Below are 11,970 nucleotides of genomic sequence, written 5' to 3' on the forward strand. Positions count from 1 at the left end.
TCAGCGGAGCCAGTGTTGCCGGATGAAATAGGCGGCAATCGCGCACGCCATGACCGCGCAGACCCCAACCACGCCCCAAAATGCCCACGGCTCCTGCGCATAGGGTATGCCCTCGACATTCATGCCCAGCAGCCCCGTCAGGAAGGTGAGCGGCAGGAACACCATCGCCGCGATCGCGATCACGAGCGAACGCTGGTCGAGCTGTTCGGCGCGCAGGTCGGTCAGGGTTTCGTGGACCAGGGCGGCGCGCTCGCGAATCGCCTCCAGCTCCTCTGCCATGCGCGCGGCGCGGTCGGCGGCGCTGGCCAGGTGCAGCCGATCTTCCTCCGACAGCCACGCCGCGGGCAGGTTAGCGAGCCTCTCGAGCGCCTGACGTTGGGGCAATACGAAGCGCCGATACCCGATCGCCTCGACGCGTACGCGGTTGACCGATCGGCGCAGCGCGAAGGCCTGCGTCGCTTCGAGACTTTCTTCGCAATCGTCGAGCTGGTCGCCCAGATCGGCGACCATCGGATCAAGTTCGTCGGTGATTGCCAGTGCGATTTCGGTGACGAGATCGCCCGGATCGAGCACGCGGCCTGCGCGCACCGCAGCGCAGACACGCTCGATCGCGTCGAGCGGCTGGCGCGATACCGACCAAACGCGCCCGGCGGACACGAACATGCGGATCGAGGCAAGCGAATCGCCTGGCTGATTAGAGCTGGTAGACAATCCGCGCAGGTTGATGACTGCACCGTCGCTGGCCGCGTCGCAGCGCGGGCGGGTTTCGGTTGCGGTCAGCGCATCGACGATGAAGGGCGGGAGACTGGCGCGCTCGGTGAGCCATGCGCGCACTTCGTTTTCGCCGAGGCTGAGATGCGTCCAGATCAATGCGCCGGTCGCGGTCGGCGCGTCGTCGATCGCGATCGAGTGCGCGACGCCATCGGCGGCGACCGCGAAGGCGAAACCGCTCACGCCGCGCGATCCAGGTCGATCGACAGGCCGGGGGGAAGGGCATCGGGCGGAGCGTCGCACGCAATTCGTGCGGCGTCGGCGCGCGCGCGGGCCAGGATGGCAGGCGGCATGTCGGGGCGATGAAACAGCGTGTCGGCGGCGGCCAGTGCGCGGGCCTCCCCCAACGTCAGGTCATCGGGATCATCGCTGCGCAGCCGGATGGTGACCAGCATGTCGGACGCTTCGCCCGCACGGTCCGCAAGCCACGCCTCGACGCCGTCCACAGCATCCGCGCGAAGCGGATCGAGGATTGCACCGTCGGACAATGCCGCACCCAGCGCTCGGCGCCGAGCGGCACCATCCGGCCAGCGCATGCGCATCTTTCCCCTCGCATCTTGAAGCGCCGAGGCCAGTGCCCCAAGCGAAGCGGGCAGCAGTAATTCGAGCCGCTGGCGCACCGCGGCCGCCAGCCCGGCGGACGCGCCGCCGGTGGAGATCGCGACCAGTACAGGCGAGCGATCGACGATCGCGGGCAGCGTGAAGTCGCACAAGCCAGGGCGATCGACCGCGTTGACCAGAACGCCGCGCGCTCGCAGATCGGCAACGACCGATTCTGCTGAGGCATCGTCATCGGCGGTGACGATTGCCAGTCGCGCATGCGGATCGTCCAGCCCGACGACATGCCCGCCCGCGCGTTCGATCAGGATGCGCTTGGCGTCTGCCGCTTCGCCTTCGCCGATCAGAATGACGGGCTTGCCCGCCAGTCGAACGACGATGGGCAAACCGTTCATCGCGCGATCAGTCTTCCAGCCATTCGGGCACGCGTTCGGCGGCCATCAGGTCGTTCGACGGGATGCGGTCGGCGACCACGGCCCAGCGTGTGCCCGATACCAGCACTTCAGGAACGAGCCCGCGGCTGTTGTAGCTCGACGCCATCGTCGCGCCGTACGCGCCCGCCGTGCGGAAGATCGCGAGGTCGTCCTGTTCCACCCGGTCGATGTCGCGCCCGGTGGCAAAGGTGTCGCCGCTTTCGCACACCGGGCCGACGATGTTCGCGGTCATCCGTCCCCCGCGAGGTTCGACTGCGTGGAAATCATGCCATGCGTCGTACAGCGCGGGCCGCGCGAGGTCGTTCATCGCCGCATCGACGATCACGAAAGGATCGCGCGCGCCGGGCTTGACGTACAGCACGCGGGTCATCAGCACGCCGGCATTGCCCGCAATCACGCGACCGGGCTCGAACATCAATGTGACGTCCCACCCGGCGGTCGCGCGTGCGACCATCGCGGCGTAATCGTCGGGCGTCGGCAATTGCTCGCCCGCGCGATAGGGGACGCCCAGCCCGCCCCCCAGATCGACATGGGTGATCGCGTGCCCCGCGCCGCGCAGGTCGGCGACCAACTGCCCGATCCGTCCGAACGCGGCCTCCAGCGGCGACAGATTGGCGAGCTGGCTGCCGATATGCACCGCGACGCCGCGCATATCGAGCCCCGGAAGCGCCGCCAGCCGGTCGTAGATGCCGGGCGCGACATCGATGCCGACGCCGAATTTCGCCTCTGCCTGACCGGTCGAGATCTTGGCATGGGTGCCCGCATCGACATTGGGATTGACGCGCAGCGTAGCGGGGACGCGCACGCCCCGAGCCGCGGCGAGTTCGGACAGGAGGCGCCCTTCGTCCTCCAGCTCGATGTTGATCTGGCCGATGCCCGCTTCGATTGCGGCCTCCAGCTCCCAGCGCGCCTTGCCGACGCCGGAAAACACGATGTGTTCGGGCGCGACCCCGGCGGCGAGCGCGCGGTTCATCTCGCCTGCCGACACCACGTCCGCGCCATAGCCGCAATTGGCGAGCACGCGCAGCACGCCCAGATTGGGGTTGGACTTGATCGCAAAGGCGATGTGGACGGGTTTTCCCTCGCCAACGCCTGCGTTCTGCAGCGCCTCGCGGAAGACGCGCGCGTGCCGTTCGAGCGTCGCCTGCGAATAGATATAGACGGGCGTGCCGACGCCTTCGGCGATGTCGGACACGGGGACGTCCTCGCAATGGAGCACGCCGTCCTTTGGGTTGAAATGATCCATCAGTTTGCGCCCGGCGGGGGAAGATCGAACGGATCGTCCTCGCGTTCCTGCGATTCGGTCAGGATTTCGTCGCTTCGGCCCGGACGCGTTTCGGGTGCGGGTTCGAGCAATTTGTCGGGGGTCGGGGTTTCGCGCGCACCATAGGGCGCGGGCGGCAGCGTCTTGCCTTCTTCGAGCTTGAGGGCGCCGCGCGAGCCGCAGGCGGTCAATGCCAGCGCGGTTGCGATCAGCAATAACGGCTTCATGCCTCAATCTCCCTGGCGCGCGCCGCCGCGGTCGCTTCGCGCACGCGCACCGGCGCGGTGCCGCCGAAACTCATGCGGCTTGCGACCGATGCCGTCACGGCCAAAACGTCGTAAATGCCGGGCTCGATGCGATCGTCGATGGCGTTCAGATCGTCGATCGAGAGATCGGAGAGTTTCGCACCGCGTTCGTCCGCCAGCGCGACTGCCCGACCGGTGATGTGATGCGCCTCGCGGAAGGGCACGCCCGCTTCGCGGACCAACCAGTCGGCCAGGTCGGTGGCGGTAGCATGGCCGCTTTCGGCCAGCGCCAGCATCCGATCGGTGCGGAACGTCGCGCTTTCGACCATCCCGGTCATCGCCGCGATCGACAGCGCGAGCAGGTCGGCGGCTTCGAACACCGGCGGCTTGTCGTCCTGCATGTCCTTGGAATAGGCGAGCGGCAGCCCCTTCATCGTCACCATCAGCGCGGTCATGCAGCCCATGATCCGCCCCGAATGGCCGCGAACCAGCTCGGCGGCATCGGGATTGCGCTTTTGCGGCATGATCGAGCTGCCGGTGGACCATTGATCGCTCAATGCGACGAAGCCGAAGGGCTGCGAGGCCCAGATCACGAATTCCTCGGCCAGACGCGACAGGTGCAGCGAACATTGCGTGGCGGCGGTCAGGAAATCGAGCGCGAAGTCGCGGTCGCTGACGCCGTCGAGCGAATTGCGCGTCGGGCCGTCGAAGCCCAGCGCCGCCGCCGTCATTTCGCGATCGATCGGAAAGCCGGTGCCCGCCAGCGCCGCCGACCCCAATGGGCACAGGTTCAGTCGCGCGCGGGCATCGCGGAACCGCGCGGCGTCGCGGTCGATCATCTCGAAATAGGCCATCAGGTGATGGCCGAGCGTTACCGGCTGCGCGCTTTGCAGATGGGTGAAGCCGGGCATCACCGCGTCGGCATGTTCCTCCGCGCGGGTCAGCAGCGCGTCCTGCAAGGCAGCGAGCGCCTCCAGCGTCTGGTCGGTGGCGTCGCGCACCCATAGTCTGAAATCGGTCGCGACCTGATCGTTGCGGCTGCGCGCGGTGTGGAGGCGACCGGCGACGGGGCCGATCTTGTCGGCCAGCCGCGCCTCGGTCTGCATATGGATGTCTTCGAGCGTCAGGTCTTCGGTAACGCCGTTCGCCTCGTAATCGGCGGCGACCGCGTCCAGACCGGCATCGATCGTCGCGGCGTCCTCCACGCTCAGGATGCCGGTCTTGCCCAGCATCGCGACATGGGCTTTCGATCCGGCAATGTCCTGACGCCACATTCGCTTGTCGAACGGGATCGAGGCATTTATCTCGCGCATGACTGCCGACGGGCCTTCGGCGAAGCGCCCGCCCCACATGCTATTGGAGGTGCCGTTGCGCCCGGAAATCTCGCTTCTCCTGCCTGCCATACTCATTCTCGGCGCTTGCGATAGGCAATCGGCGGACAACGCACAAGCAAGCGCGAATGTCGCTGCCGAAACCGCCGCTACGCCGCCCGGATTCGAGGCCGACAAGCTGGGTCAGGTGAGCCGCGAGAATGCCGGCGAGGCCGCGCCCGACACGCCGTTCACCGCCCCTGATGGCAGCGAGACGACGCTTGCCGATTTCCGCGGCAAGCCGGTGCTGGTAAATTTGTGGGCGACCTGGTGCGCGCCCTGCGTGGCGGAGATGCCGACGCTCGATGCGCTGGCGGAACGTGAGGGCGAGCGCTTGCAGGTGCTCGTCATCAGCCAGGATCTGGACGGTGCGGAAAAGGTCGCGCCATTTTTTGAAAAGGCGGCGTTCAAACGCCTGCAGCCTTATCTTGAGCCTGGCATGGCGCTGTCGGTCGGCTATGGCGCCAACCTGCCGACGACGATCCTCTACGACGCCGAAGGGCGCGAGGTGTGGCGCGTGCTGGGCGATACCGACTGGACCGGCAAGCCCGCCGCCGACCTGATCGCCGAGGTTTTCTGACGCCCCTCTGGCTCCCGCTCGCCGGTGCGATCGGCGGAGCGATCATCGGCAGCTACCTCGCGACGCTGGCGATCCGCTGGCCGCTGGGGGAGAGCGCGAGCCGGGGGCGGTCGCGGTGCGACGCATGCGGCGATGCGGTTCACTTCGCCTCGCTCGTTCCGATCCTGTCCTATGTCGTCCAGCGCGGGCGATGCCGCTCGTGCGGCGCGGCGATCGATCCCGTCCATCCGACGATCGAACTTGCGGCTGCACTCGTCGGCGCAGTCGCGCTGGTCGTCGCGCCGCCCGCACAGGCGATGGCCGGAATGGCGTTCGGATGGGCGCTGATCCTGCTCATCGCGCTCGACGCCCGGCATTTCTGGCTGCCCGACCGGGTGACGTTGCCGCTGGTTGCGGGTGGGTGGGTCGCCGCGGCGCTGGGGCTGGGCGTCGCGCCGCTCGATTCGCTGATCGGCGCGGCGGCGGGGTTCGCGGCCTTGTGGCTGATCGGCGCAACCTACCGGCTGGCGCGCGGGCGCACGGGGCTGGGCGGCGGCGACCCCAAATTGCTGGCGGCGATTGGTGCGTGGCTGGGGTGGACGCCGCTGCCTTTCGTGTTGCTGGGCGCGGCGCTGATGGGGCTGGGCATCGCGCTGTTGCGGCGCGCGATGGGTCAGGCGGTCAGCGCGACCGACCGCGTGGCGTTCGGCGCGTTGATGGCGCTGGCGGCGTGGCCGATCTGGGCGGTGATGGTGGCGAGCGGGAGCTGAAGGCTGCAATCGTCATTGCGAGCGGAGCGAAGCAATCCAGTACGACGCGCACGGAAAGCTGGATTGCTTCGCTCCGCTCGCAATGACGGCGGGAACAGGGCGATCTCGCTTAAATGCCCGCCAAATTCTGCTCGCGCAGCCTTGCCTGCGCGCGCTTGTACGCCACCGGCTCGGCAATGTTCAGCCGCTTGCGCGCCGCCTCAAGCGGTTCGGCCAGCAGGGTTTCGTAATCCTCCGCCGACAGCCATTTGGCGCGCTTGCCGTGGCGATAGCCTTCGATCACCGCCTTCAGGAACAGCCGTTCGCCGGTAACGCGCAGCGACTTGATCGCCGCCCCTGCGCCGATCGCGGCCCAGCCCAAGCCGCCGGTCTGGGCATAGCTGAACGCGACCAGACACGCCTCGCCCAGATGTTCCTCGGCGGTGTAGCCGGTCAGGACGTGCCAGATGTCGTGGATGTCGCGCTCGCGCCGCCCAAACCAGCTGACGGGATGCTCCAGATCGCGCCAGCCGTCGTTATCGGTATAGCTGATGTCGGCGAGCCCATCGGCGGAAAAGCCGGTGCGGTCGAGGAAGGCGCGATAATGCGCGCCCACCGAGCCTTCGGGCAGCGAGTCGATCCATTCGCGATTGGAGAAAAGCCTTGCGAGTTCGGTGCGGCGATAGGCGATGCGGCCGCCCTCGGGGGTGCGGATCAGCCTGGCATAGTTGCGCTGCGCGGAGTCGCCATTCAGCGCGCGCATGATGCGGAACACCTGCACCGTATCGTCGCCATTGGCGAGCAGCTTGCGCAACGCCGCCCATGCCGCGCCCCAATCGCGCTTCATGGGGAGTGCGGGATTGATTGGTTGCTCGATTGCCTGAGTCGCCATCATCGAACCCTTAACTGACATTGATGTCAGTTATGACGGCAGAGGGTTAAGATTTCAAGAGCGTTGGTACGCAACAGCCTATCCACAACCGTCATCCCAGCGAAAGCTGGGATATCAGGCAGGGGAGTGATGCGGCTTGAGATCCCGGCTTTCGCCGGGATGACGGGTTTGTGGCGGGGGCCTGGAGACGTGAAGGGCGACCGGCGTTATCCGCCAATCAAACCCGCATCGGCATCAGCACGTAGAGCGCGGGTGCCTTGTCGTTCTCGCGGATCAGCGTCGGCGCGGCGGCGTCGGCCAGGTGCACTTCGACCAGATCGCCTTCGACCTGACCCAATATGTCCATCAGATATTTGCTGTTGAAACCGATCTCGAAGCCCTGGCTCGCATAGTCGCCGGGGACTTCCTCTGCTGCAGTGCCGTTTTCGGGGCTGGTGACCGACAGCGTGATCTTGTCGCGGTCGAGCGCCATTTTCACCGCGCGGGTCTTTTCCGTGGCGATGGTCGAGACCCGATCGACGCCGGCCATGAAGCTTTTCGGGTCGATCTTCAGAATCTTGTCGTTGGCGGTCGGAATCACCCGCGAATAATCGGGGAAGGTGCCGTCGATCAGTTTGGAGGTCAGGATGGCGCGGCCGAGATCGAAGCGGATTTTCGAGCCCGATAGCGACACGCCGACCGACCCGTCGACCTCGTCGAGCAGCTTGCGGAGTTCGCCGATGCATTTGCGCGGCACGATGACGCTGGGCATTTCCTCGGCGCCATCGGGGCGCGGCACGGTGACGCGCGCCAGGCGGTGACCATCGGTCGCCGCCGCCTTCAGGACCGGCGTGCCTTCGTCCGAGACGTGGAAGAAGATGCCGTTCAGGTAATAGCGGGTTTCTTCGGTCGAAATCGCGAACCGCGTCTTGTCGATGATCGCCTTCAGCGTTTCCGACGGAAGCTCGAACTGGGTCGGCAATTCGCCCTCGGCGATGACCGGGAAATCGTCGCGCGGCAGCGTGCCGAGCGCGAACCGCGCACGGCCCGCGACGATCGACAATTTGCCTTCCGCGGCGGTCAGTTCGACCTGCGCGCCTTCGGGCAATTTGCGGACGATGTCGAAGAAAGTGTGCGCCGAAACCGTGGTCGCGCCCGCCTGATCGACGGCAGCGGCGACGGTTTCGTCGATCTGGAGGTCGAGGTCGGTCGCCATCAGGCGGATGATGCCGTCGGCGGACGCATCGATCATCACGTTCGACAGGATGGGGATGGTATTGCGCCGCTCGACCACCGACTGGACGTGGCTGAGCCCCTTGAGCAGGGTTGCGCGTTCGATCGTCGCCTTCATCATGTACCCCCGGGCCGCCGCCCCTTTTTTGAAACCCACCGTGATTCGCATGTGCGGCCGGTGGCATTGCGCCGAATTTATCCTTAGCGCGAAAAAGGGCCGGGGCAAGCAGCCCCGACCCCTCCCATATCCAGATTCGATACCCGCCTACGCTACTGGGGCATCGTTCCGGTCAGAGCGTTCAGAAACGCACGCCGACGCCGGCGACGACCTGATGACGATCGGTATCGATGTCGAACTGGCCGGTCGTCGCGCCGTTGCGGAACTGAAAGTCCGCTTCGCGATAGTTGGAATAACGATATTCGAGCTTCGCATAGGTGTTGCGACCGATTGCCTGTTCAGCACCGGCACCGACGCGCCAGCCTTCCAGCTCGAAATTCTCGTCGGTCGTGGTCGTGCCGTCGCTGCCAAGCAGGTTGAGGCGAGCATTGGTGTAGCCGCCCTTTGCATAGACCATGGTGGTGGGCGCAACCATCGCACCGACACGCGCGCCGATATAGATGTCGCGGCCAACGCTGACTTCACCGAAACCAAAGGTGTTCGGATTGACGCGGTTGGTTTCGACCTTGCCGGTCGATCCACTCAGTTCGGCTTCGGCACCGATCACCAGACCGTTGTTCAGCGCGAAATCATAACCGATTTCGCCGCCATACAGGAAGCCGTCGACCTTCTGGTCCACACCTTCGATGCTTTCGGTGGTGCCGGGACGCAGACCGTCAAAGCCGCCGACGACGCCGACGCGGGCGCCGGTGAACGTGGGATTCACATCCTGGGCGAAGGCGGGCGTTGCAAAGGCCGACGAGGCGGCGAGTGCGACAATGAGTGCGTTACGCATAAGAAACTCCATTCCTTACAAATCCCGGATCGTGCCGGGGAGGGAGCTAAATGGTGCGGCGCGGCGAATGTTGCATGAACCTCAGATAAACAAGGATTTCCGTTGCTTTTGGGCCACAGGGGCTTGAAATGGTGGCCGTGGACGACAAGGCATTGGGTGCGATGGATCGAGCGGCGACACGCAAGGGACGCGACATCATCGCGCGCCACGGGGAGACGGTGTTCAACGTCGTCAAACGGTTGCAGGGCACCCATCCGCATACGCCGCTGACGCGTGCGGGCTTTGCCCAGGCCGACGAAATGGGGCGGGCGTTGCGGGCCGAGCTTGGTGCGAAACCTGCGCTCGAATTATGGGCATCGCCGACCGGACGCGCGCTTCAGACCCTGGCGGTGATCGCCGAGCATCTCGAACTCGATTGGCACGCGGCGCAAACCGACGAGCGGCTCACCGAGATCGACATGGGCGACTGGGGAGGGCGCTATTACGCCGAGATTTTCGCCGAGGCCGGGAATTTCATCGACCCCGAAACCGGACTTTTCGCGGTTCCGGCCCCGCGCGGGGAGTTTTACGATGGCATCGCCGCGCGCGTTTCCGCCTGGGCCGACGATACCGACCGTGACGGCGACCGACTGGTCATCATGCACGGCATGTCGAGCCGGGTGCTGCGCGGCGTGCTGACCGGCGCGGACGTGCTGCCCAAGTTCCGGGCGCCGATTGCGGGCGGATTGCCCCAAGGCACCGTGGTCGCGATCGAGGGCGGGGTCGAGCGCATCGTCCATCGCGGCACCGGACACGCCCCGGCATGATCCTGGTCGCGCTGCTTGTCGTCCTGCAGACGCAAGCCGCGCCAGAGCGGCCCGCGGGGCGCGTCACGATCGGCGTCCACCAAAGCTGGGGCGCATTCCGCGACGCCAGCCCCCGGCGCTGCTTTGCGATCGCACGGCCACCGGGCGCAGGCCAGCGCAACCCTGCCTTCGCCAGCATCGGCATCTGGCCGGGCAGCGCCCCCCGCCCGCAATTCCACGCCCGGTTGAGCCGCGCGAAACGCCCCGACGCCCGCGTCACCCTGTCAATCGGTGAACGCCGCTTCGCGCTGATCGCCGGCGCAACCGACGCCTGGGCCCCCGACCCCGCCACCGACGCGGCGATCGTCGCGGCGATGCGCGGCCAGCGCAGCATGAGCGTGGAAAGCGTCGGCGCAAACGGCCGCCCCTTCGCCGACACCTATGCGCTGGGTGGCGCGGCGACCGCCATCGACGCGGCGGTGCTGGGCTGCGCGCGGTGAAATTCTGGCTCTGGCCCGATCGCTGTTATCGCTGGGCGCGGCGAACCGATCCATCGGGCATGATGAATCTTGTGCTGCTGCCCACGATGATCGGCGGGGTGGCCACGTTCATTCTGATGTTATGGGGTCACGTTCATCTAACCCCCCAGAGCCCGACCGCCTATATTTTCGACCGGGCGTTGCTCGTGCTCTTCATTATTTCGGTTCCATGCTGGCTTGGTTATGCTGGGGTCCGATTGCTTTTGGAAATCGCCCCGGCGGTCCTCGCAATTGTCAGGGGCGCAAGATGGATGCGGCGGACGGCGGCACCGCAGTGGCGATCCGGCTGGCGTGCGGCGGGCCGAATTATCGGCGGTCTGTTCCGGCGGACAGGCTGATCCAACGCAACCTAGCGTTCGGGCAGCTTTTCCCCTATATCGCGCGCCATGCAGACAGCTTCCGTCGTTCCCATGTCCATTCCGGGGCATATCGATCCCGTGCCCGTGCCGCGTGCCTTGGTGCCGCGCAGCGACGGGCGAATCGATCTGCTCGGCCTGTCCAAGATGGACTTGCGCATGGCGCTGGAGACGTCGCAGCTCGACCCCAAGCAGGCGAAGCTGCGCGCCAAGCAATTGTGGCACTGGATCTATAATCGCGGCGTCACCGAATTTTCGAAGATGACCGACATTTCGAAGACGATGCAGCCCTGGCTGGAGCAGCGCTTCGTGATTTCGCGGCCCGAGGTGGTCGAGGCGCAGGTGTCGACCGACGGTACGCGCAAATGGCTGCTGCGGTCGGACGACGGCCAGGATTACGAGATGGTGTTCATCCCCGACGCCGATCGGGGGACTTTGTGCGTTTCGAGCCAGGTCGGCTGCACGCTCAATTGCCGTTTCTGCCACACCGGAACGATGCGGCTGGTCCGCAACCTGACGCCGGGCGAGATCGTCGGTCAGGTCATGCTGGCGCGCGATGCACTGGGCGAATGGCCGAGCCAGCCCGACGGGCGGATGCTGACCAACATCGTGATGATGGGGATGGGCGAGCCGCTCTATAATTTCGATTCGGTGCGCGACGGGTTGAAGATCGTCATGGACGGTGACGGCATTGCCCTGTCCAAGCGCCGCATCACGCTGTCGACCAGTGGCGTGGTGCCGATGATGGCACGCGCGGGCGCGGAGATCGGCGTGAATCTGGCGGTGTCGCTACACGCAGTGACCAAGGAAGTGCGCGACGAAATCGTGCCGCTCAACCGCAAATACGGGATCGAGGAACTGCTTCAGGCATGCGCCGATTATCCCGGTGCGAACAACGCCCGGCGGATCACGTTCGAATATGTGATGCTGAAGGACAAGAATGACAGCGACGACGACGCGCGCGAACTGGTGCGGTTGCTGCGGCACTATGACTTGCCCGCCAAGGTCAACCTGATCCCGTTCAATCCTTGGCCGGGCGCGCCCTATGAATGTTCGGAGCCGGCGCGGATCAAGGCGTTTTCCAAGATCATCTTCGAATCGGGAATCTCCGCTCCCACTCGCACCCCGCGCGGGCGCGACATCGATGCGGCGTGCGGACAGTTGAAAACCGCGGCGGAGAAGAAGACGCGGGCGGAACTCGACCGGCTGGCCGAGGAAAAACAGGCGGCGCTGGGTTAACGACATCCGGTCGCCCTTGAACCGGCCACCACGACCGACCCAGT

The 11,970-nt window shown here is 66.0% G+C and carries 14 protein-coding genes; 6 read left to right on the forward strand and 8 right to left on the reverse strand.

Annotated features, from left to right (window positions below; genetic code table 11):
• Genes ACX0GZ_RS06230 through argH form a run of 5 tightly spaced genes read right to left on the reverse strand, consistent with a single transcriptional unit; the run spans position 1 to position 4,624 of the window.
• Positions 1-954, reverse strand: a complete 954-nt coding sequence (locus ACX0GZ_RS06230) for a zinc transporter ZntB (RefSeq protein WP_458814478.1) — start codon at positions 952-954, stop codon at positions 1-3.
• Positions 951-1,724 (reverse strand): precorrin-2 dehydrogenase/sirohydrochlorin ferrochelatase family protein, encoded by a 774-nt coding sequence (locus ACX0GZ_RS06235; protein WP_458814480.1) that lies wholly within the window; start codon positions 1,722-1,724, stop codon positions 951-953. The genes ACX0GZ_RS06230 and ACX0GZ_RS06235 overlap by 4 nt, the downstream gene beginning before the upstream one ends.
• A gap of 7 nt (positions 1,725-1,731) precedes the next feature.
• Positions 1,732-3,009: a diaminopimelate decarboxylase gene (gene lysA, locus ACX0GZ_RS06240; RefSeq protein ID WP_458814482.1), complete on the reverse strand. Its 1,278-nt coding sequence runs from the start codon at positions 3,007-3,009 to the stop codon at positions 1,732-1,734.
• Entirely contained in the window at positions 3,009-3,254 is a 246-nt protein-coding gene (locus tag ACX0GZ_RS06245) for a hypothetical protein (RefSeq protein WP_458814484.1), read from the reverse strand. Before ACX0GZ_RS06245 ends, lysA begins: the two co-directional genes overlap by 1 nt.
• Entirely contained in the window at positions 3,251-4,624 is a 1,374-nt protein-coding gene (gene argH / locus ACX0GZ_RS06250) for an argininosuccinate lyase (protein WP_458814486.1), read from the reverse strand. The genes ACX0GZ_RS06245 and argH overlap by 4 nt, the downstream gene beginning before the upstream one ends.
• Between argH and ACX0GZ_RS06255 the strand changes: the two genes are divergently transcribed.
• Together ACX0GZ_RS06255 and ACX0GZ_RS06260 are read left to right on the forward strand one after the other, a co-directional pair.
• Positions 4,584-5,222, forward strand: a complete 639-nt coding sequence (locus tag ACX0GZ_RS06255; protein WP_458814488.1) for a TlpA family protein disulfide reductase — start codon at positions 4,584-4,586, stop codon at positions 5,220-5,222. The two genes, argH and ACX0GZ_RS06255, sit on opposite strands and share 41 nt — an antisense overlap.
• Complete coding sequence (locus ACX0GZ_RS06260; RefSeq protein ID WP_458814490.1) at positions 5,153-5,971, forward strand: prepilin peptidase; 819 nt, start codon at positions 5,153-5,155, stop codon at positions 5,969-5,971. Before ACX0GZ_RS06255 ends, ACX0GZ_RS06260 begins: the two co-directional genes overlap by 70 nt.
• 109 nt (positions 5,972-6,080) lie before the next feature.
• Here ACX0GZ_RS06260 and ACX0GZ_RS06265 read toward each other — a convergent pair whose 3' ends face one another.
• From ACX0GZ_RS06265 to ACX0GZ_RS06275, 3 genes are all read right to left on the reverse strand, one after another.
• Positions 6,081-6,842 carry a Coq4 family protein gene (locus tag ACX0GZ_RS06265; RefSeq protein ID WP_458814492.1) on the reverse strand — a complete coding sequence of 254 codons (762 nt, stop codon included), beginning with the start codon at positions 6,840-6,842 and terminating at the stop codon, positions 6,081-6,083.
• A 217-nt stretch (positions 6,843-7,059) separates the two neighbouring features.
• Positions 7,060-8,172, reverse strand: a complete 1,113-nt coding sequence (gene dnaN, locus ACX0GZ_RS06270) for a DNA polymerase III subunit beta (RefSeq protein ID WP_458814494.1) — start codon at positions 8,170-8,172, stop codon at positions 7,060-7,062.
• Positions 8,173-8,353: 181 nt separating this feature from the next.
• Positions 8,354-9,007 carry an outer membrane protein gene (locus tag ACX0GZ_RS06275; RefSeq protein ID WP_458814496.1) on the reverse strand — a complete coding sequence of 218 codons (654 nt, stop codon included), beginning with the start codon at positions 9,005-9,007 and terminating at the stop codon, positions 8,354-8,356.
• A 161-nt stretch (positions 9,008-9,168) separates the two neighbouring features.
• Between ACX0GZ_RS06275 and ACX0GZ_RS06280 the strand changes: the two genes are divergently transcribed.
• The 4 genes from ACX0GZ_RS06280 to rlmN are packed head-to-tail and all read left to right on the forward strand — an operon-like array spanning position 9,169 to position 11,926.
• Complete coding sequence (locus ACX0GZ_RS06280; RefSeq protein WP_458815241.1) at positions 9,169-9,813, forward strand: histidine phosphatase family protein; 645 nt, start codon at positions 9,169-9,171, stop codon at positions 9,811-9,813.
• Positions 9,810-10,292 (forward strand): hypothetical protein, encoded by a 483-nt coding sequence (locus ACX0GZ_RS06285; RefSeq protein ID WP_458814498.1) that lies wholly within the window; start codon positions 9,810-9,812, stop codon positions 10,290-10,292. The genes ACX0GZ_RS06280 and ACX0GZ_RS06285 overlap by 4 nt, the downstream gene beginning before the upstream one ends.
• Positions 10,289-10,669: a hypothetical protein gene (locus tag ACX0GZ_RS06290; RefSeq protein WP_458814500.1), complete on the forward strand. Its 381-nt coding sequence runs from the start codon at positions 10,289-10,291 to the stop codon at positions 10,667-10,669. The genes ACX0GZ_RS06285 and ACX0GZ_RS06290 overlap by 4 nt, the downstream gene beginning before the upstream one ends.
• Before the next feature lie 48 nt (positions 10,670-10,717).
• Complete coding sequence (rlmN, locus tag ACX0GZ_RS06295; RefSeq protein WP_458814502.1) at positions 10,718-11,926, forward strand: 23S rRNA (adenine(2503)-C(2))-methyltransferase RlmN; 1,209 nt, start codon at positions 10,718-10,720, stop codon at positions 11,924-11,926.
• The last annotated feature ends 44 nt before the right edge of the window (positions 11,927-11,970 follow it).

The sequence above is a fragment of the Sphingomonas aestuarii genome (genome assembly GCF_054457155.1).

Coding starts and splice junctions, on each gene's coding strand:
- lysA (WP_458814482.1), bottom strand. CDS start 3,009: ATGGATCATTTCAACCCAAAGGACGGCGTGCTCCATTGCGAGGACGTC.
- ACX0GZ_RS06285 (WP_458814498.1), top strand. CDS start 9,810: ATGATCCTGGTCGCGCTGCTTGTCGTCCTGCAGACGCAAGCCGCGCCA.
- ACX0GZ_RS06255 (WP_458814488.1), top strand. CDS start 4,584: ATGACTGCCGACGGGCCTTCGGCGAAGCGCCCGCCCCACATGCTATTG.
- ACX0GZ_RS06235 (WP_458814480.1), bottom strand. CDS start 1,724: ATGAACGGTTTGCCCATCGTCGTTCGACTGGCGGGCAAGCCCGTCATT.
- ACX0GZ_RS06265 (WP_458814492.1), bottom strand. CDS start 6,842: ATGGCGACTCAGGCAATCGAGCAACCAATCAATCCCGCACTCCCCATG.
- ACX0GZ_RS06275 (WP_458814496.1), bottom strand. CDS start 9,007: ATGCGTAACGCACTCATTGTCGCACTCGCCGCCTCGTCGGCCTTTGCA.
- argH (WP_458814486.1), bottom strand. CDS start 4,624: ATGTGGGGCGGGCGCTTCGCCGAAGGCCCGTCGGCAGTCATGCGCGAG.
- ACX0GZ_RS06245 (WP_458814484.1), bottom strand. CDS start 3,254: ATGAAGCCGTTATTGCTGATCGCAACCGCGCTGGCATTGACCGCCTGC.
- ACX0GZ_RS06280 (WP_458815241.1), top strand. CDS start 9,169: ATGGATCGAGCGGCGACACGCAAGGGACGCGACATCATCGCGCGCCAC.
- rlmN (WP_458814502.1), top strand. CDS start 10,718: ATGCAGACAGCTTCCGTCGTTCCCATGTCCATTCCGGGGCATATCGAT.
- dnaN (WP_458814494.1), bottom strand. CDS start 8,172: ATGAAGGCGACGATCGAACGCGCAACCCTGCTCAAGGGGCTCAGCCAC.